A 20297-nucleotide genomic window follows, 5' to 3' on the forward strand; every position below is an offset into this window, starting at 1 on the left:
GTTTCGCGACCGGACGTCTTCGACGGTGTCAGCGAGCTGATACTGGCACTGTTCGGGCTGATCGTGGTGCCGAGGTCGGGGAGCTCTAGGGCTGGCGAGTTCACGACAAGTCGGGATCTGGCCATGCCTTTCGCATGGACAACGCCAGATCATGACCACTAGGAATTCGGTAGCTTCTCTTACCGATTCGCTGGAGGTCGTCAATGCTGCGTGGGCGAAGGGCGGTGGCCACCGTCGCGGCGGTGCTGGCCGTCTCCGCGCTGTCGGTGCCCGGTTCCCGGGCCGGCGCCGAGGTGGCCGCCTCCGGACTCGCGGCCTCCGGACTCGCGGCCTCCGGGCTCGCGGCGGGTACGACCGGCGGGGAGATCACCCTCATCACCGGCGACCAGGTGCACCTGCGCGCCGTCGACGGCGGGCATCAGGCGGTGACGATCACCCCGGCCCCGCGCGCGGACGGCTCCGTACCGAACTTCCAGGTGCTGGAGGCCGACGGACAGCTGAGCGTCATCCCCGACGACGTCGCCGCCCTGGTCCCGCAGCGTCTCGACGCGGCGCTGTTCGACGTCTCTGAACTGGCCGAGGACGGCTACGACGCCGCGATCCCGCTCATCCTCACCTACGAGGGCAACACCGCCAAGTCCGCCATCCCGGCCGTCAAGCAGCTCCGCACGCTGGAGAGCATCGGCGGCGCGGGAGTGTCGATCGCCACCCATGACGCGGCCCGTTTCGGCGCCGCGCTGGCCGGGCTCGCCGCCGGAACCGCAGCCCGCGCGGCGAGCCCCTTGGCCGGAGTGTCGAAGATCTGGCTCGACCGCAAGGTGGAGCCGGTGCTGGAGAACAGCGTGCCCCAGATCGGCGCGCCCGAGGCGTGGGCGGCCGGCTTCGACGGCACGGGCACGACCGTGGCGGTGCTCGACACCGGCATCGACGCCACCCATGCCGACCTGACCGGGAAGGTGACCGACCAGCGCGACTTCACCGGCGAGAGCGTGAGCGGCGACCCCAACGGCCACGGCACCCACGTCGCGAGCACCATCGCGGGCTCCGGTGCCGTCTCGGACGGCCGCCGCAAGGGTGTGGCGCCCGGGGTGGGGCTGCTGAACGGCCGGGTTCTGGGCGGCGACGGCAAGGGCCAGCTCTCCTGGATCATCGACGGCATGGAGTGGGCGGCGGGGGAGAAGCACGCGCAGGTCGTCAACATGAGCCTGGGCAGCCGCGTCGCGGGCGGGCCGCTCTCCTCGGCCGTGTCGCGGCTGTCCCAGCAGTACGGCACGTTGTTCGTGGTGGCGGCGGGCAACGACGGCTGCGATGGCTGCGTCGGAGCCCCCGGCGACTCCGCCGACGCGCTGACCGTCGGCGCGGTCGACCACGCCGACCAGCTGGCCGCCTTCTCCAGCAAGGGCCCGATCGACGTGGACGGCTCGGTCAAGCCCGACGTCACCGCGCCGGGCGTGGAGATCACCGCCGCCAAGGCGGGCGGCGGCTACGTCACGATGTCGGGGACCTCGATGGCCAGCCCGCACGTCGCGGGCGCCGCGGCGCTGCTGCGGCAGGCCCGGCCCGGCATCACCGGGCCCGAGCTGAAGTCCTTGCTGATGGAGACCGCCAAGCCCATGCCGGGCACGCCCGCCGACGCGCGGGGCACCGGCCGGATCGACGTCGGCGCGGCGCTGAAGGGCGCCGTCGTCGCCTCGGCGGGTTCGGTGAACTTCGGCGGCCTCGCGGAAGGCGGCGGCAAGAGCGTCACGATGACGTACCGCAACCTCGGCAAGGAGCCCGTCGAGCTGGACCTGAAGGCCGGCGGCCCGTTCACCGCCGAACCCGGCGAGGTGACCGTGCCCGCCGCCGGACAGGCCGAGGTGAAGGTGACCCTCAAGGACGCGCCGCCCGGCCGGCTGCGGGAGGAGCTGTCGGCGAGCGTTCCCGGCGGCGCCACCGTACGGACCCTGCTGACCGCGAGCGTCGAGCAGCGGCGCGTCGAGCTGCGGGTGCGCGGGGTGGCCAGGGACGGCCGCAACGCGCGCGGCGGCTTCACGGTGCTGAACCTGGACGAAGGCACCCTGGTCGGGCGCGTCCTGCCCGGCGACCCGGCCCAGCCGTGCACCGAGCAGAAGTCCGGCACCGGCACCTGCCTGCTGGTCAAGCCCGGCACCTACTCCGTACTCGGCCACATCTTCACCATGCCCGCCACCCAGGACAGCACGGCGTCGGGCAAGCCACTGAACGAGAGCCTCGTCGGCGACCCCGAGATGAAGATCACCGGGGACACCGAGGTCGTACTCGACGCCCGCAAGGCCGTCGAGGTCGAGATCCGGACTCCCGACCACAAGACCAAGCGGAACATGGGCGCCGCGGCGCAGCTCGCCTGGTACCGCGCCGGCGAGAAGGGGACGGCGCTGCGCGGCGGCACCAACATCTCGCCCGGCGGGCAGGTCGAGGAGCGGCTGTTCATCCAGCCGACCAAGAAGGTCACCAAGGGCACCTTCACCGTCGCCACCCGCTGGCGGCTGGAGGCACCCGCGATCACCCTGACGAGCCCTGGCCTCGACCTGAACCCCCAGTACTACGACCCGGTCTCCTTCAGCGACTACGCCACCGAATACCCGAAGCTGGACGGCACCGCGCTGCTCCCGGCGGTCGACGCCGGACGCGGCACGGCCGAGGAGATCAAGGCCCGCGACCTGCGCGGCAAGCTGGCGGTCATCCGCCGTACCGACGGCGTGCCCGTCTCGGCCCAGTCCAACGCGGCCGCGGCCGCGGGAGCCAGAATGGTGGCGATCTACAGCGACCATCCGGGGGCGGACATCACCTCGGGCGGCATCGGCGTCAAGCTCACGGTCCCGACCGTCCGGCTGACGCAGGAGGAGGGCCTGAGGCTGGTCGAGCGGCTGCGGCGGCTGCCCGTGCCCGTCCTGGCCAAGGGGATCGTGGCCAGCCCTTACGTGTACGACCTGTACCTGCGCGAGAAGGGCCGGGTGCCGGACTCGCTGCGGTACGTGGTGCGCGACCGGTCCCTGGCCAGGACCGAGGCGGGCTATCACAGCCAGCTCGCCGACGACGTGACGGTGAACGAGGCGCGGTTCGTGTTCGAGCCGTGGGACACCTCGTCGATCTCCACGAACCGGCCGCTGGCCAAGACGCCGCGTACCCAGGTCCAGTACTTCACTCCCGACCCCGACCTGCGCTGGAGCGCCTCGGCGGGCAGTCCCGAGCGGCACTACAACACGATGTGGCCGCACGTGGACACTGCGCGTATCGCTCTGTCGTCGCCGGAGTTCCGCAGTTACAAGGCGGGGGAGCGGGTGGAGCGCACCTGGTTCAAGCAGCCGCTGCTGCCGGGCGTCAACCCGCGCAATCCGCTGCGCAGGGAGGGCGACAAGCTGCGCGTCTCCATGCAGGGCTTCATCGACGCGAGCGGCAACTACGGCGACACCTACACCAGCACGTTCGAGCACGGCATGAAAACCGATTTCCGCCTCTACCAGGGCGACACACTGCTCCAGCAGACCAACTACCTGCCCTCGGGCAGCGTGCCCCTGCCGGCGGAGAAGTCCACGTACCGGATCGAGTACGACGTGCTCAACGAGGCCACCTGGGCGAAACTGTCGACGCGGTCCCGGTCGGTGTGGACGTTCAGTTCGGAGCATGTGGACGCGGGGGTCGCCACGGTGATCCCGCTGATCCTGGCCGGGATCGACGCGCCCGTCGACCTGAAGAACCAGGCCCGCTCGGCCAAGCTCGGCGTGTCCCTCCATCGCCAGGAGGGGGCGGCGCGGAGCGCGCTGAAGGAGGTGTCCCTGGAGGTGTCCTACGACGACGGCGCCACGTGGCGGGCGACCCGCCTGCGCGCGAAGGGCGGCACGGACTCCTACGAGGCCACGCTGGACCGGCGGCCCGGGGGCTTCGTCTCGCTGCGGCTCAAGGCCGCCGACGTCGACGGTAACACCTTCTCCCAGGAGGTCATCCGCGCTTATGCGGCACGGTGACACACAGACCCGCCGGGCGGATGGGTCACCCCCCTCCGGCCCCATCCGCCCGGCGACAACTTGAATGCCAGGTTTGACTTATATAAGTCTGGCTTGAAATACTCCGTCATGTGCATGCATTCGACGTCCTCGGAGACCCGGTCCGGCGCCGGATCCTGGAGCTGCTGGCCGACGGCGAGCTGAGCTCCGGTGAGGTCACCACGGTCATCCAGAGCGAGCACAGCATCTCCCAACCGGCCGTCTCGCAGCATCTGCGGGTGCTGCGGGACAACGGGTTCGCCAGCGTGCGGGCCGAGGGCACCCGGCGGCTCTACGCCGTCGAGCCCGGGCCGCTGCGGGAGGTCGACGTCTGGCTGGAACGCTTTCGCGGGTTCTGGGAGCAGCGGCTGGACGCGCTGGCCACCGAGCTGGCGCGAGGCAAGCGGGAACGCCGCGCTCCCGGCCCATCATCGAGAAACGAGCACACATGATCGACATCATCAAGCAGATCGAATACGTCCACCGGCAGCTGGAAGACGGCGACGAGCTCAAGACCGTGGTGCTGCGCCGCCACTACGACGCCGACATCGAGGACCTGTGGGACGCCTGCACGTCCGCGGAGCGCATCAGCCGCTGGTTCCTGCCCGTCAAGGGGGACCTGCAGCTCGGCGGCCACTACCAGCTCGAAGGCAACGCCGGTGGAAAGGTGCTCGAGTGCGAGCCGCCGCACCGCTTCAAGGTCACCTGGGTCTTCGGCGACGCCCCCGGCCTGTCCGAGGTCGAGGTACGGCTGTCCGCCGATAGCGCCGAGCGCACGCTGTTCGAGCTCCGGCACACCGCCGCCGCGCCGCCCGACATGTGGGACCAGTTCGGACCGGGCGCCGTGGGCGTCGGCTGGGACCAAGGGCTGCTCGGCTTGGCCCTCCACCTGGCGGGCGAATCCATCGCCGATCCGATCGCCTGGCAGGGGAGCGACGAGGGCCGTACCTACAGCACGACGTGCAGCCGGCTGTGGGGGGAAGCCCATGAGGCGGCGGGCGCGCCCGCCGACCAGGCGAAGGCCGCCGCCGACAACACCAGCGCCTTCTACGCCCCGCCGGCCTGAACAGGCGGTGTCCGAGTCGCTCCCTACGGGCGGCGACCTGCCTGGACCGGCTGATCGCCCGTCGCGACATCCTCGCCCCCGGCGACACCAGCCGCTGAGCCGCGTTCCTTGCTTGGTCTCGGCGGTAGCGGCCGTTCCGTAGTGCCTCGTGATCGAGCATGCTCAGCGGGCGACGGCCGAGGCGGAGAGGAGCGTCGCGGCGGCGAGGCTGCCCCAGAGGGCAGCCGGGCCGTGGGGTGCGAGAGCGGTGATGACCGCTGGGGAGACGGCGAGACCGAAGCCCGTGGAGAGCTGGAAGCGGGCGAGGGTGCGTCCCAGGACATGCGTCGGGGCGAGGTCGGTGGCGAGCGCGGTGGCGCTGCCCGCGTAGAGGATCTCGCCGAGGGTGCAGACCACGGACACCGCGGCGACGGCCGGGGCAGCCCAGCCGTGTCCCAGGGAGGTGGCCGCGAGGAAGCCGAGGTAGGACACGGCGAGCACCACGCCGGCGATTGCCAGCACAGACCGGCGAGGGAAGCGGGACATCACGACGGTGACCGGAACCTGCAAGGTCACCACCAGCACCGTGTTGGCGACAAAGATGGCCGCCGACCACACCGGGGACGCGTGCATCTGCGTCACCAGGACCAGAGGGAGCGCGATTTCGGGGACGTTGAGGCAGAAGACGTAGATCACGTTGGCGGCCAGCAGCGCGCGCATCCGGGGTGCGGGCTCGTCGTCCCTGTCCTTGGCCGCGGCATCGGCCGGATGAGCGTGCACATGGACCGACCACGCCAAGGCCGCCGCGGCGAGGTAGGCGAACCCGGTGACGGCTGCCAGCGCCTGCAATGCGGTGGTGCCGCCCGCCAGGCATGCGGTGGCGAGGAGTGCGCCGGCGCCCAGGCCGGCGTTGCGCAGGGCGCGGCCCCCTGCGAGGGCGGCGTCGCGTTCCCGGCCGTGGGCGAGTGTGGCCACGAGGGCGGCGTGGGCGGCCGGCCATGCCTGGTTGCCGATGCCGAGGAAGAGCGCCGCTGTCGCGAACAGCCAGACGTTCCCCGTCGGGGTGGCCAGCAACAGCGCCACGCCCAGGACCCGCACCAGCATCGACGCCGCCACGACCGTGCTGCGTGCGCCCCGGTCCAGCCATCGGCCCACCCCGGGCATGCATACGAGACCCGCGACGACACCGGCTGTCATGGCGGTGCCGGTGACCGGCGCGGACAGCCTGAGCACCATCACCCCGTAGAGCAGCAGAAAGGGCCGCAGCAGGCCGGTGCCGAGCGCGTCCACGGCCAGGGCGGCGGCGTAGCGGGGGCCTCCGGAGGCTCGGAGGAGGGCGCGGGGATGGATGTTGGTGGTGGTTGCCATGGCGCCAACGGTTGTGCCGGGCTGCCGGATGCGGCACGTCGGTTGACGGACATCGTCAACCGGCGCCGTCGCCGGCCGTCCGACCAGCGATGATGGGGGGATGACGGTACGCATCGACATCACCGGGTTACCGGCCGAGCGGCTGCGGTTCGCCGCCTCCCCGCTGGCCGAGCTGACCGCGATGTTGCATGTCCTGGCCGAACCCGGGCATCACCCGCGGCTGGCCGGCTGGGCGGGGGACGTCTGGTCCGGGATGCCGCCGGAGCTGGCCGAGAGGTTGCGGGAGGCGGAGTTCCTCTGGCGTTCCTCACGAGCCGATTTCCTGGTCCCCGCCCGGCCTCGGCAGACTCTCGCCGAGGAGTTGGACGATGTGGATCGGATCGACGACGAGGCCTATGTGACCGCCGCGCTCATCACCACGTGCGGCAGCAATCGAGTCCTCTTCGCCGCGCCGTCGCCGCTCGCCGACGCGACCGCGCGCGAGCGGGCCCTGGACCTGGCCCAGGCCCGCGGCGCGCTCCAAGAGGCATTCGCGGAGCGGCTGCTCGCGGACCCGGCCGCGGTGCGGGCGCGGGTGCGCCACACCTTCGAACAGTGCGCCGAGGCGTTCTTCGATGCCGCCTGGACAGGCGTCGCCGTGCGACTGGCCACCGACCTGCGCCTGAAGAACGACCTGCTGAAGCGCCAGGGCATCGGGGCGGCACTCGCCTCGGTCTCCGGCGCGGTCACCCTGGCACCGGACGGCGAGCGCATCATCGTGGACAAGCTGCAGGACAACGCGACCGCCGCCCACGACAGCGGCGTCACCTTCATCCCAAGTGACTTCGGCCGCCCGCACCTGGTGGTGGTCCACGCGCCTGGGTGGCAGCCGGTGGTGCAGTACCCCGTGGCCGAGCCGAGTCCGTCAGAGCCGGTTTCGCTGGAAACGATCACCCTCCGGCTGGAGGCACTCGCACATCCGGTACGACTGCGGCTGCTGCGCACCTTGGCCCGCGGCCCGCACACCACTGGCGAGCTGGCGCACGCCTGGGAACTCTCGCCCCCGGAGGTCTCCCGCCACCTCGCCGTCCTGCGCCGCGCGGGCCTGCTCACCACCCGGCGGCACGGGCGCTACATCCACTACACCCTCAACCTGCCCGAGATGACGACGCTGGGCACAGACCTGCTGGCCACCGTCCTGCGCTGAGCAGCTGCTCCTCGGTCAGGGCTTGCTCAGCAGGACTTACTTCAGTTCTACTGAAGAGATGGGACGCCGGACACCGGGCCTCGGGCGCTTCACGGACGTCGCGATCTGTTAGCGGGTGCGCCAGTGTTTGCAGCGCTCGGGAGCCCATCGTCGATTCGAGGTGGGGGATGACTCCGGTTCGGATCCGGCGGCGTCGTGCCCCCGGCTGGCGGAAGCCGGCCGGCGCTGTGATCGTCGACCGTACCTCGCGGTGGGGCAATCCCTTCACGGTGGCGCAAGCGCTCGCGGACGGCATCGCCGACGACGATCACGCCGCTCACGAGCTATGTGCCCGGCGGTATCGGTCGTGGATCCTTGGCTCGATTCCGGAGGACCCGGACGTACTCCAGGTGGGAAACCGTCACTTCGATCGACGGTGGATACGCGAACACCTTTACGAACTGCGCGGTCGATCGCTGTGCTGTCCTTGCCCCGAAGGCGAGGCGTGCCATGGCGAGGTTCTTCTGGAACTTGCCAACGAGGAGCCTCCGCCGGAGGCGGTGTCCCAGTAGCAGTGGAGCAGAATCCAACGAACTCGCCCCTGAACCCATGACTCGTGCTCAGGGCGAGGGCTAGATGACTATCAGCTGTCCTGACTGCGCTCGACGGATCAGTTGGCCCGGTCGGACCTTGCGGCTGGCCCGAGGCGGTCGGAGCAGGCCGGGGTCGAGCGTTATGGGGTGTATTCGTCGTGGCGGCGTACCCATGCCATCGGGTAGGGCAGGTCGTCCTCGTTCCGTCCGTGGGGCGTGCGGTCGAGGAGCTGGTAGGCGCTGATCATGGAGTCCGCGCCGCGCGCGTAGCTTGAGTAGGTGTGGTAGACGGTGCCGTCCTGTAGGGCGAACGCGCTCATCCCCGGCAGTTCGGCGGCAGGGTGTGCTTCTGGCCGGAAGTTGTAGGTGGCGCCGTCGGCCTGTTGCTCGGGGGTGAAGGAGACGCCGTAGTCGTGGTTGAAGTCGCTGCCGTGGGAGGAGACCCAGGTGCCTCGATGGCTTCGGGGTAGCGGATGGGTTGTCGGGTTCAGGGCTCTCCTGTGAAGAGGCGATGGTGGGCTCGGTCGCGTGCTGTGTGGAGTGCTCCGTGCGCGGACCCCGGCAAAGCCAGCCTGCCGGGCAGGGTCGCGTGGAGGCCGCCGCGGCGGCCTGGCTAGGAGAAGGAGGTACAGAGAAAGTGTCACCTGATGACCACCGGGTGGCTGCTGTCCGCTCGGCGATTCATCGGAGTCCAGGGAATGCTTGGAGAGCGTCACCGCGAGCGATCAGCCGCCGACACGCCGCGCGAAACACCCGAACCGCACCGGAAGGAATCTCACGCCATGACCGCGACCGCGCCCAAGGCTCCGACTGCACCAGGGGTGCGGTCCTGGTGGGGAATCCCCTTCGCCACCGCCGAGCGATACCGCCGCCCCGTGGTCGCGGATTTCGATCCGGACCGCCCTTATGACCGCAAGGGCGTCGTCTCTGTCCAGCCCGACAGCGGCGACTGGCTCGAAGCGGACAGCGGGATGGGCGAGGACTGCCTGAACCTGAACGTGTGGGCTCCCGAGCAGCCGACCGGGAAGGCGCTTCCGGTGGCCGTGTACCTCCATGGCGGCGGATTCGAGTACGGCGCGAACACGCAGACCACCTCGAACGCCGCCGGTCTCGCCGCGACGGGGCGCGTGGTGAGCGTGTCGGTCAACTACCGGCTCGGCGCACTGGGCGCGCTCTCGCTGTCGCAGTACGGCGGGCGGCTCGCCGAGGCCAGCAACCTCGGCCTGCAGGACGTCATCGCTGGGCCCGCATGGTCGCCCAGCAGCGCCTCGACTCCACCATCCCGCGGTGCCGCCCGGCGTCGGGAAGACCACCATTACCCGGCTCCTCGCCGACGATAGCGACATGGCCTTCGAGCCGGTGTCGCCCACCTTCTCCGAGGTGGCCGAACCACCCCAGGCCACCGGGTAAGTTGATCGACTTGCCTTAGGGGTGGTGCGGGCCTTACCTTCATGTGGTGAGTCCATCGACTTACCTTACGACTCGGCAAGGAACAACCAACATGAATCGTCTTGCGGGCAAGCGCGCCCTCATCACCGGCGGCACGAGTGGGATCGGTCTGGAGACCGCGCGGCGTTTTATCGCGGAGGGGGCCGACGTGCTGGTCACAGGCGTAACCCCGGCCAGCATCGACAAGGCGCGGCAGATCCTCGGGGACAAGGTGCCGGTGGTGCGGGCCGATGCCCGCGATCTCGATGCGCAGCGCGGCCTGGCGGAGCGGGTGCGTGAGCACTTCGGGGAGCTGGACGTGGCGTTCCTGAACGCCGGCGTCTCGGACTGGCGGCCGTTCGAGGACCACACGGAGGACAGTTTCGACCGGCTCTTCGACATCAACGTCAAGAGCGTCTTCTTTCTCACGCAGGCCCTCATGCCCGTGCTGGCCAACCCGTCCTCGGTCATCCTCAACGCGTCCAGCAGCGCGCACGGCGGCTATGGCCACTCGAACGCCTACGCCGCGACGAAGGCGGCTGTCGGCTCCCTGATGCGGTCGTGGAACGCGGACCTGCTCAGGTCGCACGGCATCCGGTTCAACGCGGTCAGTCCCGGCCCGGTGGACACCCCGCTGTACTCTAAGCTCGGGATCGAGGACCCCGCGCAGCAGACGGCGGTTCTGGAGGCGATCAGCTCCGGCATCCCGCTGGGCCGCATGGGTATGCCCGAGGAGGTCGCGGAAGCCGTCGTATACCTGGCCTCCGATGTCTCCGCCTTCACTGTGGGCCAGGACCTTATCCTGGACGGCGGCCAGACCGTCCTCTGACAGCGAGGACGCGGCTGGGAGACGGGCGAGGGGCGTGGGTATGACGGTGGCGGACCGTGACCGAGCGGAAACCGGTGGCGATACGTGCCAGGCCGGGTATCACGCGCAGATCAAAGCGGAGAACCGCGCGCGCATCATCAGCGCCGCCCGCGACCTCTTCCTCGCCCGGGGATACGACAAGACCTCCCTGGCCCAGATCGCCAAGGAGGCCCGCGTCTCCACCGGCACCCTCTTCAAGAGGTACCCCTCCAAGGCTGCGCTGTTCGCGGCCGTCACCTCCGAACAGTGGCAGCTGGATGTGCAGTACGCCGAACCACCCCCGCCCGGTGATCCCCGGTACGGCCTGGATCACATCGGCCGCGACTACGCCTGCCTGGTCTCGCGGCCCGGCACGGCGGCGCTGTGCCGCCTCATCATCACCGAACTTCCCCAGATGCCGGAACTCGCCGACATCGTCGGCACCGGCTTCGCCATCGACCGCGGACCCTTCTTCGACCGGCTCCGCGACTACCTGGACGCCGAAGCGCAGGCCGGCACACTCGACTTCCGTTCGGCCGACGGACAGACACAGCCGGCATCCGCAGTGGCCGAACAGTTCCTCGGCATGATCTGCGGCCAGCTCCTGTGGCCTCAACTCGTACGGACCGACTTCGTCCCGCCCGACCCCACCGACACCACGATCGTGGACGAAGCCGTCGCCCTCATGCTCACCCGCTATCGCGCCGGATCCTGAACCCCCGACTACCAGTTCACGCTGCCAGGACCCCGATACGTCGCCCTACCGGGACAGAATAGCCAGGCGGATCGTCCTTCAGCTCAGCACGGAGCACACATTGCCGCAGCTCAGCGGCGGGTTCGTTGGAACCTGCTCCATTACTACTGGGACCCCGAGGCCTGAAGCCCGCGCCGTCAAGTTTAGGCGCGCCACGCACCCGGAGACGCGGGGGCGCGTGAGGATCTATCGAAAGGTGGACGACCGGCGGCAGGCCTTACGGCAAGGCTGAGGGCCATGAAGAAGACGATCCTCGCCGTGCTCAGCACGATGCTGCTCTCCACGGTGGCCGCAGCACCGGCGACAGCGACGGCAGGCGCCAAGCTTTCCTGGCAGGACTGCGGAGACGGCCTGCAATGCGGCCGGATCACCGTGCCCGCCGACTGGGCCGCCCCCAAGGGCGAGCAGATCACGCTGGGGCTCGCCAAGCTGCCCGCCCGGGACCCGGCCGCCAAGAAGGGGACGCTTGTCCTCAACATGGGCGGCCCCGCCCAGCAGATCTCGGTCCTGCGCGTGGCGGAGAAGGCCTTCGCCTACCTGACCCAATGGTTCGACGTGGTGGTCTTCGACCCGCGCGGATTCGAGGCCAGCACCGGGGTGCGCTGCCCCGACCCGGCGCCGTGGGCCACGAACGCGGAGTGGGTGTTCCCCGACCGCGCCACCTACGCCCGGTACACGGAGCAGAACCGTCGCTTCGGCCTCGGCTGCGCCGAGGCGGCCGGCCCGCTCGCGGGCAACCTGGACTCCGGTCAAGGGGCCCACGACCTGGAGGCCGTCCGGGTGGCGCTGGGCGAGCAGAAACTCCACTATTACGGCAACTCCTACGGCACCGTCCTCGGCGTGGCCTACGCCGAGAAGTTCCCCTCCCGCGTCGGCCGCATGTACCTGGACAGCCCGATCGACCACACCAACCGATCGTGGGCCGAATGGCTTCTACCCAAGGCGAAGGTCAAGGAGGACAACCTCCATCGCTTCGCCGAGTGGTGCGCCACCGACCGGAGCTGTGCGCTCCACGGCCGCGACGTGCTCAAGGTGTGGGACGAGGTCATGGACCGCGCCGCCAAGCGGCCGATCCCCGCGCCCGGCGCCGGAGCCGGAGCAGCGGCCGGTGCGACCCTGATCGCCTCGCGCGCGACTGTCACGTTCGACGCGACGTGGCCCGAACTGGCCAAGTCCCTGGCCGAGGCGTACGCCGGCGACGCCACCCGGTTCGCCAAGCCGTCCACCGGCGCGGCCGATCCGGACTTCAGCAGGATCACGATGTGCGCCGATTTCCCCTACCCGACCGCATATAGCGAGGTCAAGGCCGTGGAGAAGCGGCTGAGGCGCGCCGCGCCACGCATCGGCTGGACCGTGGCGTGGCCGCTGGCCAACTTCTGTACCGGGCTCCCGCGGAAGACACCCTTCCTGCCCCATCCGGTTCGCCCCAGCGGCCTGCCCCCGATCCTGATCGCCGGCGGCCTGTACGACGACGTGGCGCGCTCAGCGAGCACCCGGCCGCCCTTCAGCCCGGCACCGCCGACCTGGAGCGGCTGGCCGGGCGGCTCACCTCCGCCGGCCGCACGATCACCATGTGCCGTACGGGGACAGAAGGCGTCCTGCCGCCGGCCGTCGACCACACCGCCTACCGGGTGGTCCAAGAGGCACTGACGAACGTCGTACGCCATTCGGCCGCGAGCGAGGTCACCGTCCACCTACATCAGGACGACCGCGGCCTGCGCGTTGAGGTCCTCGACAACGGCGCCCCGGCTCCCGCGACCCAGGCCGAGGGCCAGGGTATCCGCGGCATGCGCGAACGGGTACGCCTGCTCGACGGCACACTGCCGGTCGGGCCGCTCGAGACGGGCGGCTGGCTTGTCCGCGCCGACCTGCCCAAGGAAGGGATCGCATGGTGACGATCCGGGTGTTGGTCGCCGACGATCAGGAGGCGGCGCGGGAGGCGTTGCGGCTCATCCTCGACGGCGAACCCGACATCGACGTGATCGCGACGGCCGCCGACGGCGCCGAGGCGGTGCGGCAGGCGCTGTGGCGGCGGCCGGACGTGGTGGTGATGGACCTGCGGATGCCGGGCATGGACGGCATCGCCGCCATTGACCGTCTCGCCGCCGCCGATTCCGCTCCCCGTGTGCTCGCTTTGACCACGTTCGACCTCGACGAGTACCTGTTCGGCGCGCTGCGCGCGGGAGTGGCCGGTTTCCTGCTGAAGGACAGCGACCCCGACGTGCTCGTCACGGCGGTCCGCGAGCTGCACCAGGGCCGGGGGTTGATCGACCCGCAGGTCACCAGCCGCCTGATCAGCCGCTTCGCCGCACTGGCCCCGCGCCCCGCCACCCCCGAACTCGACCTGCTGACCCCGCGCGAACACCACGTGCTACGCCTCTTGGCCCGAGGACTGAGCAACGGCGAGATCGCCGCGGCGTGCACCATCGAGGAAGGCACGGTCAAAACCCACGTCAACCGGATTCTCACCAAACTCGGCCTCCGGACCCGCGTGCACGCCGCGATCTACGCCCACGAACACGGCCTCGTCGCCCGCGATGCTCCTTGACCGTCCGCCGAAGACGCGCTGTGGCCGGCGCCTTCGCGCGTTTCCTCGGCTCTCCGCAGGCGGCCACCACCCGCACCGGCTACCCCGCGACTTGGCCGGCCCGCAGCATCCAGTCGCCGACCTGGCGCGAGGAACAGCACGTAGACGCTGATCACCCAGGGGAAGGCCCCCACGGCTCAGGCCCAGGTCAGCGCTGCGGAGACAACAGATCGCTAGCCCTGCGCGGCGACGAGGAACATCGGCACCGCGACGAAGATCCGGTTCGTGCGGGCGCGCTCGGCCTGCTCGGCAAGCCAGCTCTCCTCGTCGGTGATCCGGCGCAGCAGGGCGAGCGCGGTGTCATCGGTGAACACGCTGGTGCGCACCTCGACGACCGGGTCGGTGAACCCGGCATCGAGCAGCAGGTTGCGGTATCCGCGGGCGACGCGCGGCGACGGGAGCGAGCCCGCCATCGCGTGGACCAGCCGGCGGGTGGTCTCCGGCTCGTCCGAGTCGATGACGAAGGTGTCCCAGTCCTGGCCGAGCAGTACGGCCCGGCCGCCCGGCGCGAGCACCCGGCGGGCCTCGGCCACGGCTCGCGCCGGATCATGGAGCGTGTGCAACACCTTGTCCGCGCGGTAACCGGCAACAGACCCGGACTCCAACGGCAGGTCGCAGGCATCGCCGACGTGGAACTCGCCGGCCGGCCAGCGCTCCCGGGCCACGGCGATCATCTCGGGGTCGTTGTCGACGCCGACCGCGCGGGCCCCGCGCTCGGCCAGCTCGGCGACCCCGCGGCCACCGCCGCAGCCGACGTCGATCACGGTTCGGCCGGTGAGGTCGCCGAGCAACTCGTAGGAACGTGTGCGCAGTTCGACGGACATGGGCTGCGCATCGACGGCGTCGAGAACAGCAAGCAGATTCGACATGCCTGCCATGGTCCGACTTAATGTCGACATGAAGTCAAATCCGATGACGATCGGCCAGGTGGCCGATCATTTCGGCCTGCCGGCCCACGTACTGCGGCATTGGGAGTCGGTGGGCCTGCTCTCTCCCGCCCGTGTGGCCGGCGACCGCCGCCGCTACACCCGCGACGACCTGTTCCGAGTGGCGTCGATCGTGATCGCGAAGCAGGCCGGTCTGCCACTGCCGGACATCCGGAGGTTTCTCACCGCGCGCGACCCCGCCGCCCGCAAGGACGTGCTGCGCAGCAACCACCGCGCGCTGCAGACCAGGATGGCGGCGCTGCGCTCAGCACTCGATCTCCTCGAAGCCGGAATGAACTGCTCGCACGAGGACATCACAACCTGCCCGAACTACCGGACCCACCTCGAGGGGACGGCACTGGCCGGGCCAATGACCGAGTGAGCTGTTTTCCTTCCTGACGCCTCGCGGATCTGCTTGCGGTGGTACTCGGCGGTCCGGCCAACCTACGTGTTGGCCGTTCCCCGGCTTCTGGCCGCGGTCGGGTTCGGGCCTGTGCCCGGGCGCCCGGGTATGCGCGGACCCGCGCCGTGGGCTATTCCTCCCGGACCGGACGGAGTACGCGGCGCACGGCGCCACGCAGCCACTGGTGGGCCCCGTCGGCGGTGTGGCGCGGGTGCCAGGCCATGCCGATCGTCAGTGGTGGCAAGGGCAGCGGGATTTCCAGCAGGCGTAGTCCCAGCGTGTGCGCCGCGTCGCTGAGTGGCGAAGGGGGCTCGCCCGGCAGCGCGGTCGGCACCAGGCAGACCACGTCGCCGACCGCGGCCAGCGCCATCGCCGCCAGATGTCCGGGCAGTACGGCGCTGACCCGCCGGCTGAGCCCCTGCTCGGCCAAGGCCGCGTCCAGCGGGCCGGTGAAGCGGCCCCGGCGGCTGACCGCCACGTGCTCGGCCGCGGCCAGCCTGGCGGGCGTCAGGCTTCCTTCGGCGAGCGGGTGCCCGGCCCTGACGCCGGCCGCCATCCGCAGCGTGACCAGCTCTTCGACCCGGGTCTCCGGGTCGACGTGGTCGATGGCCCCGATCTCCAGATCGATCCGGCCCTCGCGCAGCGCGGGGCCCGCCTCCCACTCCTCGGCCAGCACCCGCAGCGAGACGCCCGGAGCCTGACGCCGGGCCAGCCCGAGCAGACCCGGCGCCAGCGCCGCGCCGACCAGGTCCGAGGCCTGGACGGTGAAGGCGCGCCGCAGTGCGGCGGGGTCGACCCCGCCGCTCGGGGTGAGCAATGCCTCCAGCCGACGCACCACCGCGGCGGCCTCGTCCCGCAGCGCCTCGGCGCGGGGCGTAGGCACCATCGCCTGACCTGCCCGCACCAGCAGCGGATCCTGGAGCACCCGGCGCAGCCGGGCCAGGGTACGGCTCATCGCCGCAGGGGAGGTCCGCAGCCGCGCGGCGGCACGGGTGACGCTCTGCTCGGTCAGGAGGGCGTCGAGGGCGACGGCGAGATTGGCGTCGAGGTTCGGGGCTGGGCTGCTCACCGGCATTATTCCGTTTCGGGCAATGATTGGATGCTGAAGTTCCCATTGTGGCAATGCGGCTCGGGTCGGCACGATCAGGGGGCCGTACCGAATCCGACACGAACCGCGAGGTTTTCATGATCGTCATTACCGCCCCCACCGGGAACATCGGCCGGCGGCTGCTGTCGCTGCTGGTCGAGGCCGCGCCCGCACGCGGAGAGGAGTTGCGCGTCGTGGTCCGCGATCCTGCCCGGCTCCCCGAGGCCGTGCGCGGACGGGTCGAGGTGGTCACCGGCTCGCACGGCGACGCCGCGACCGTCGAGCGCGCCTTCACCGGGGCCGACGCCGTTTTCTGGCTGGTGCCGCCGGACGCCTCGGCCACGCCCGACGAAGCGTACAGCGGCTTCACCCGCCCGGCCGCACGGGCGTTCGCCGCCCACGGCGTCGGCCATGTCGTCGGCGTCTCGGCGCTCGGCCGCGGCACTCCGCAGGCCGCCCAGGCCGGGCTGGTCACCGCCTCCCTGGACATGGACGACCTGATCGCCGGCTCCGGCGTCGCCTACCGCGCACTGGCCAACCCGTCCTTCTTCGAGAACCTGCTGGAGGAGGCCGGCTCGATCCGCGAGAACGGCGTCTTCACCGACACCGTCGCCGCGGACCGTCCAGCCCCGCTGGTGGCCGTCGCCGACATCGCCGCGACGGCGGCCGGGCTGCTGCTGGACCGCTCCTGGACCGGCGTCGGCAGTGTTCCGGTGCTCGGCCCGCAGGACCTGTCGCCCAACGACCTGGCCCGCATCATGACCGAGGAGCTGGGCCGTCCGGTCCGCTACCGGCGCCAGCCGCTCGACGAGCTGCGGTCCACCCTGCTCGGCTACGGCCTCAACGAGGCGTTCGTCGAGGGCGTGGTCGACATGAAGCGCGCCAAGGACCAGGGCCTGGACTCGGGCGTCGATCGCTCGCCGCAGGCGGGCCCGGCCACCGGATTCGCGCAGTGGTGCGCGCGGACTCTCAAGCCCGCCGTCCTCGCCACACCGGAGGCAGTCGATGCCCACTGACCGAACCGAGCCGCCGGTCACCGCGTTCATGCTGGTCAAGACGACGCCCGAGTGGCCGGCGATGACCGTCGCCGAACGCGTCCAGACTTTCACCACCCAAGTCGTTCCGGTGATCGAGGCTCGCGCCCGCGGCGTCCGCTCCCGCTTCTACGACACGGAGTTCTCCTCGGCGCGGGCGGCGCGCAGCGTCGCGGCGACGGCCGCCGCGTGGTCGGGGTCGGCCATGACCTGGCCCCTGTGGACCAGGGCGAAGTGGGTGCTGTAGGCAGCCCTCCTGGCGTCGGGTGACAGGGCGTGGCGTACGGATATCACCGCCTGCCAGCGCGGCCGGACTGCCTCTCGCTCCGCTTCGCCCGGGCGGTGATGCCACCCGCAGCTCGGGCAGGCCGGCATGCCGGTCTCGGTATCGATGGAGAAGATGGTGCGCCTGCCGTCCGGGGAGCGGTGCGGATCCGCGGATGGGCCGGCCGTCCACTCGCCGGTGGCCCCATCGATCGGATGGCCGGTCAGCTCCGACTCGTAGCCGCGGATGAGCTCGGCGAGCGGGGAGTCATGCCCGACCGACCTCGTCTCGCCCCGCTCGGCCGAAGCCAGCGCGGCGGCGAGCACCGGGTGGTCGGCCACGCCGGCCAGCTCGCACTGGCGGCGGGCTTCGGCGACCGCGACCCGCCGCTGGAGGTCAGGGGAGGCATTGTCGATGGCCTCGGCGAGTTCCCGGTTGAAGGCCCGCAGGGCGTGCCGGGCGAGCGGGTCACCTTCCGGGGGATCGTCGGGAACCGCGTCGGTGATGACCCCGCCCAGCAGCGGCCGGTCCAGCAGGGCGGGGGTGAACAACACTCCGGAGATACGGCTGGCCAGGGCGAGGGCCGCGGGAATGGAGTCGGACAGGGACTGGAACTCCTCATCCGGTTCGGGTTCCAGGCCTAGCTCGCGCATGTCCTCATTCAGCGCGTCGGGGTGGCTGCCCCAGCGCTCCTGGGGCCTCTGCGGGCGAAAGGCGGTCCGAATCCGGCCGTCCTTGGCGTGTTCGAAGTCGTGCGACGCCGCGTAGTCGTGGCGCATGACGGAGACGGCCTCACCGCCGTCGCAGGTCAGCTCGCGCAGGGTCTCGGGCCGGGTCCCCGCCCAGCCGCTGTATTCAAAGGCGATCGTCCAGTCGCCGGCCCGGGTCACCAGCACCATGTCGCAGCAGCCGTCGGTCTCCTCGATACGCTCCATGACCTCCGTGTCGTCCACTGGATGGATGTTGCCGTCGGTCACGCCGAACCGCCGGAGCGTCTCGTGCTCGTCCAGGCCGCGGACGAAGGTGACGGTGTAGATCTCCTCCGTCCAGCTGTCCTCCCACGCGTAATCCGCGGGCATGATCTTGCGCATCGGTCTCCCCAGTGCTTCCCTTTCATGATCGCGGTGAGTATGGCAGGCGGATCCGACATTCCCGGCAGCAGAGATGCCCGGGCCATCGGTGACACCTTGGTCGCACGGGAGTACCGACATCGCCTCAGGGGGCCCGCATCTGATGTACTTCATCCATCGCGACTGGGAAGCCGGGCCGCTGTGCAAGAGAGTCCGGCACGTGCCCGGCCTCACGGTCCTTGAGTGGTTTCGCGGCTTGTGGGAGCCGGACGGCCTCGACCGGGCGTACTCCGACCTGGACGACGAGCTCTACGAGTTGGAACGGCTGAGGGAATGCGGCGACACCCCTCCTGAGGACATGGTCGAACTGCGCCGCCGGATTCGGATGCAGCTGTGGGCCGACAATGAGCTGCACATCGATCCTCACAGCATTCGCATCAGCAGCATGGGGACGAGTCTGGAGGAGGCGTTCTACTTCGTCGACGACGCCCGCGTCGCTGAGCAGCCGGACCGCTGGGCCTACCCCGTACACCCCTCTTGGCCGTTGCCCGACGCCGTTGCTCCCGGCCCGACGCCGTTCGTCGCGCCCTTCCCCTGCGCGGAGCTCGCCACCGCAACAGCTGGCGACGTTGGCGCCACCTACGTGCTGTTCACCGCGCTCAATGCCAGGCACGACACCCTTGGCTGGGATCGGACTTACGCTTTTCCCGGTGTGCGGCTGCCTCAATTCGGCGCCGCACTCCGCCGGCCCGTCCAGTATCGGGACACCTGGCCCGGCCACCTCCTCGACCTCAGAGCATTGGTCGCCCCGGACGAAGACGGCATCGCACCTGCCCTCGAACGTCTCAACCATTTCGCGGGCGACGCCAGAGATCTCCCTGAGCCGCACGACCAGGCGCACCAGGCGGCACTGGAACACCTGCGCACCTTTACCCCCCACGAGGGTCGTCTGCCCGAGCGGACACTCACCCAGGTCGGCGAGCACCTGGCGCAGATGGCCCGGCACGCGGACTCCATCGGCCACCGGCCCTGGTACGTCTTCGACGACATCTGGGCCAGTGCCCATCCCGACCTGGCCGCCTCTCTCATCCACTACGGCTACCACTGGGACCCCGGCTGCACGCGTAAGCACGGGTGGCAGATGCCCTGCGCGCACGAGGAGTACCTCGACCTCCACCTGCGTTGGGCAGACCGCGTCCGCGACTACGAGCCCTACGACGAACCGCTGGTGACCGAGCTGACCGGCTTGCGCAGCGTGGCTGAACTGCGCCAGCAGATATTCCAGGACACCGGCCCCGGCAAGCAGCGCCTCCTGCTGGTCCTCGATCAGGACCATCGGCGCGAGCTGTTCGGTGTCATCGGCGCCGTTCTGGGGCATCCGACACCCGACGCCTGCGAGCTCCGCTACATCCACCTGGCCGAACCCCGCGACCATGCGAAGCTGTCCGCTCGGCTGATCAAGGCGCTCTGCTTCGAGCTGCGGAAAGAGGGCTACACCAATCTCGTCCTCAGGCAACCCCCGACCGCGCCGTGCCAGAAGCGGCTGAGACCGGTCACCCTGCCCGGCACATCGCCCACCAGCCGAGTGATCCCCTTGACCGACTTCCACCTACCCGAGCACTACACCTGGCGGGCGGATCCGTTCCTCCTCTGAAGGGGAAGAGGCAGCCACCCCCGCTGACGTCCCGTGCCTAAAACAGACGAACGGCGTATGGCCTGTT

The 20297-nt window shown here is 70.4% G+C and carries 20 protein-coding genes; 15 read left to right on the forward strand and 5 right to left on the reverse strand.

The window, feature by feature from the left end; translation table 11 throughout:
• Positions 1–203: 203 nt before the first annotated feature.
• The 3 genes from AB0B61_RS33855 (at position 204) to AB0B61_RS33865 (ending at position 5070) form a co-directional block, all read left to right on the forward strand.
• On the forward strand, positions 204–3986 hold the full coding sequence (locus AB0B61_RS33855; RefSeq protein ID WP_358440642.1) for a S8 family serine peptidase: 3783 nt from the start codon (positions 204–206) through the stop codon (positions 3984–3986).
• 110 nt (positions 3987–4096) lie between these two features.
• On the forward strand, positions 4097–4456 hold the full coding sequence (locus AB0B61_RS33860) for a metalloregulator ArsR/SmtB family transcription factor (protein WP_358440644.1): 360 nt from the start codon (positions 4097–4099) through the stop codon (positions 4454–4456).
• Positions 4453–5070, forward strand: coding sequence for an SRPBCC family protein (locus AB0B61_RS33865; RefSeq protein WP_358440647.1), 618 nt, complete (start codon positions 4453–4455; stop codon positions 5068–5070). The genes AB0B61_RS33860 and AB0B61_RS33865 overlap by 4 nt, the downstream gene beginning before the upstream one ends.
• 162 nt (positions 5071–5232) lie before the next feature.
• On the opposite strand, the gene AB0B61_RS33870 is transcribed toward AB0B61_RS33865, so the two are convergent.
• Positions 5233–6417 carry an MFS transporter gene (locus tag AB0B61_RS33870; RefSeq protein WP_358440649.1) on the reverse strand — a complete coding sequence of 395 codons (1185 nt, stop codon included), beginning with the start codon at positions 6415–6417 and terminating at the stop codon, positions 5233–5235.
• A 100-nt stretch (positions 6418–6517) separates the two neighbouring features.
• On the opposite strand from AB0B61_RS33870, the gene AB0B61_RS33875 reads away from it, so the two are divergent.
• Positions 6518–7603, forward strand: a complete 1086-nt coding sequence (locus AB0B61_RS33875) for a DUF5937 family protein (RefSeq protein ID WP_358440651.1) — start codon at positions 6518–6520, stop codon at positions 7601–7603.
• Positions 7604–7770: 167 nt separating this feature from the next.
• Positions 7771–8154: a DUF4326 domain-containing protein gene (locus tag AB0B61_RS33880; protein WP_358440654.1), complete on the forward strand. Its 384-nt coding sequence runs from the start codon at positions 7771–7773 to the stop codon at positions 8152–8154.
• A gap of 161 nt (positions 8155–8315) precedes the next feature.
• Here the strand turns inward: AB0B61_RS33880 and AB0B61_RS33885 are convergent, their stop codons facing one another.
• Positions 8316–8891, reverse strand: a complete 576-nt coding sequence (locus AB0B61_RS33885; RefSeq protein WP_358440656.1) for a DUF899 family protein — start codon at positions 8889–8891, stop codon at positions 8316–8318.
• Between the two features lie 66 nt (positions 8892–8957).
• Here AB0B61_RS33885 and AB0B61_RS33890 point away from each other — a divergent pair, with 66 nt between their 5' ends.
• The 6 genes from AB0B61_RS33890 (at position 8958) to AB0B61_RS33915 (ending at position 13752) form a co-directional block, all read left to right on the forward strand.
• Positions 8958–9515: a carboxylesterase family protein gene (locus AB0B61_RS33890; protein WP_358440659.1), complete on the forward strand. Its 558-nt coding sequence runs from the start codon at positions 8958–8960 to the stop codon at positions 9513–9515.
• A gap of 161 nt (positions 9516–9676) precedes the next feature.
• Complete coding sequence (locus AB0B61_RS33895) at positions 9677–10432, forward strand: SDR family oxidoreductase (protein ID WP_358440661.1); 756 nt, start codon at positions 9677–9679, stop codon at positions 10430–10432.
• A gap of 40 nt (positions 10433–10472) precedes the next feature.
• Positions 10473–11165 (forward strand): TetR/AcrR family transcriptional regulator, encoded by a 693-nt coding sequence (locus AB0B61_RS33900; protein WP_358440665.1) that lies wholly within the window; start codon positions 10473–10475, stop codon positions 11163–11165.
• A gap of 276 nt (positions 11166–11441) precedes the next feature.
• Positions 11442–12854 carry an alpha/beta hydrolase gene (locus tag AB0B61_RS33905; protein ID WP_358440668.1) on the forward strand — a complete coding sequence of 471 codons (1413 nt, stop codon included), beginning with the start codon at positions 11442–11444 and terminating at the stop codon, positions 12852–12854.
• A complete protein-coding gene (locus tag AB0B61_RS33910; RefSeq protein ID WP_358440671.1) occupies positions 12836–13099 on the forward strand; it encodes an ATP-binding protein in 264 nt (87 codons plus the stop codon). Before AB0B61_RS33905 ends, AB0B61_RS33910 begins: the two co-directional genes overlap by 19 nt.
• Positions 13093–13752, forward strand: coding sequence for a response regulator transcription factor (locus AB0B61_RS33915; protein ID WP_358440674.1), 660 nt, complete (start codon positions 13093–13095; stop codon positions 13750–13752). Before AB0B61_RS33910 ends, AB0B61_RS33915 begins: the two co-directional genes overlap by 7 nt.
• Before the next feature lie 212 nt (positions 13753–13964).
• On the opposite strand, the gene AB0B61_RS33920 is transcribed toward AB0B61_RS33915, so the two are convergent.
• Positions 13965–14660, reverse strand: a complete 696-nt coding sequence (locus AB0B61_RS33920) for a methyltransferase domain-containing protein (RefSeq protein WP_358440676.1) — start codon at positions 14658–14660, stop codon at positions 13965–13967.
• Between AB0B61_RS33920 and AB0B61_RS33925 the strand changes: the two genes are divergently transcribed.
• Positions 14659–15099: a MerR family transcriptional regulator gene (locus tag AB0B61_RS33925; protein WP_358440679.1), complete on the forward strand. Its 441-nt coding sequence runs from the start codon at positions 14659–14661 to the stop codon at positions 15097–15099. The two genes, AB0B61_RS33920 and AB0B61_RS33925, sit on opposite strands and share 2 nt — an antisense overlap.
• 151 nt (positions 15100–15250) lie before the next feature.
• Here the strand turns inward: AB0B61_RS33925 and AB0B61_RS33930 are convergent, their stop codons facing one another.
• Positions 15251–16189 carry a LysR family transcriptional regulator gene (locus AB0B61_RS33930; RefSeq protein WP_358440682.1) on the reverse strand — a complete coding sequence of 313 codons (939 nt, stop codon included), beginning with the start codon at positions 16187–16189 and terminating at the stop codon, positions 15251–15253.
• Between the two features lie 116 nt (positions 16190–16305).
• Here AB0B61_RS33930 and AB0B61_RS33935 point away from each other — a divergent pair, with 116 nt between their 5' ends.
• Complete coding sequence (locus AB0B61_RS33935) at positions 16306–17223, forward strand: NAD(P)H-binding protein (RefSeq protein WP_358440685.1); 918 nt, start codon at positions 16306–16308, stop codon at positions 17221–17223.
• Complete coding sequence (locus tag AB0B61_RS33940) at positions 17213–17488, forward strand: darcynin family protein (RefSeq protein WP_358440687.1); 276 nt, start codon at positions 17213–17215, stop codon at positions 17486–17488. Before AB0B61_RS33935 ends, AB0B61_RS33940 begins: the two co-directional genes overlap by 11 nt.
• Here the strand turns inward: AB0B61_RS33940 and AB0B61_RS33945 are convergent.
• Positions 17371–18597, reverse strand: coding sequence for a DUF6461 domain-containing protein (locus AB0B61_RS33945; RefSeq protein ID WP_358440689.1), 1227 nt, complete (start codon positions 18595–18597; stop codon positions 17371–17373). The two genes, AB0B61_RS33940 and AB0B61_RS33945, sit on opposite strands and share 118 nt — an antisense overlap.
• A gap of 142 nt (positions 18598–18739) precedes the next feature.
• Here AB0B61_RS33945 and AB0B61_RS33950 point away from each other — a divergent pair, with 142 nt between their 5' ends.
• The gene (locus AB0B61_RS33950; protein ID WP_358440692.1) at positions 18740–20230 is read left to right on the forward strand and encodes a hypothetical protein; all 1491 of its coding nucleotides are present in this window, start codon (positions 18740–18742) and stop codon (positions 20228–20230) included.
• Positions 20231–20297: the final 67 nt, after the last annotated feature.

This window comes from Nonomuraea sp. NPDC049158 (assembly GCF_040648335.1).
GTDB lineage: Bacteria > Actinomycetota > Actinomycetes > Streptosporangiales > Streptosporangiaceae > Nonomuraea.

Bases quoted from the DNA above. Each gene is read 5' to 3' on its own strand.
- AB0B61_RS33935 (WP_358440685.1), top strand. From the start codon at position 16,306: ATGATCGTCATTACCGCCCCCACCGGGAACATCGGCCGGCGGCTGCTG.
- AB0B61_RS33905 (WP_358440668.1), top strand. From the start codon at position 11,442: ATGAAGAAGACGATCCTCGCCGTGCTCAGCACGATGCTGCTCTCCACG.
- AB0B61_RS33855 (WP_358440642.1), top strand. From the start codon at position 204: ATGCTGCGTGGGCGAAGGGCGGTGGCCACCGTCGCGGCGGTGCTGGCC.
- AB0B61_RS33900 (WP_358440665.1), top strand. From the start codon at position 10,473: ATGACGGTGGCGGACCGTGACCGAGCGGAAACCGGTGGCGATACGTGC.
- AB0B61_RS33950 (WP_358440692.1), top strand. From the start codon at position 18,740: ATGTACTTCATCCATCGCGACTGGGAAGCCGGGCCGCTGTGCAAGAGA.
- AB0B61_RS33895 (WP_358440661.1), top strand. From the start codon at position 9,677: ATGAATCGTCTTGCGGGCAAGCGCGCCCTCATCACCGGCGGCACGAGT.
- AB0B61_RS33865 (WP_358440647.1), top strand. From the start codon at position 4,453: ATGATCGACATCATCAAGCAGATCGAATACGTCCACCGGCAGCTGGAA.
- AB0B61_RS33890 (WP_358440659.1), top strand. From the start codon at position 8,958: ATGACCGCGACCGCGCCCAAGGCTCCGACTGCACCAGGGGTGCGGTCC.
- AB0B61_RS33880 (WP_358440654.1), top strand. From the start codon at position 7,771: ATGACTCCGGTTCGGATCCGGCGGCGTCGTGCCCCCGGCTGGCGGAAG.
- AB0B61_RS33915 (WP_358440674.1), top strand. From the start codon at position 13,093: ATGGTGACGATCCGGGTGTTGGTCGCCGACGATCAGGAGGCGGCGCGG.
- AB0B61_RS33870 (WP_358440649.1), bottom strand. From the start codon at position 6,417: ATGGCAACCACCACCAACATCCATCCCCGCGCCCTCCTCCGAGCCTCC.
- AB0B61_RS33875 (WP_358440651.1), top strand. From the start codon at position 6,518: ATGACGGTACGCATCGACATCACCGGGTTACCGGCCGAGCGGCTGCGG.
- AB0B61_RS33945 (WP_358440689.1), bottom strand. From the start codon at position 18,597: ATGCGCAAGATCATGCCCGCGGATTACGCGTGGGAGGACAGCTGGACG.
- AB0B61_RS33925 (WP_358440679.1), top strand. From the start codon at position 14,659: ATGCCTGCCATGGTCCGACTTAATGTCGACATGAAGTCAAATCCGATG.
- AB0B61_RS33920 (WP_358440676.1), bottom strand. From the start codon at position 14,660: ATGTCGAATCTGCTTGCTGTTCTCGACGCCGTCGATGCGCAGCCCATG.
- AB0B61_RS33940 (WP_358440687.1), top strand. From the start codon at position 17,213: ATGCCCACTGACCGAACCGAGCCGCCGGTCACCGCGTTCATGCTGGTC.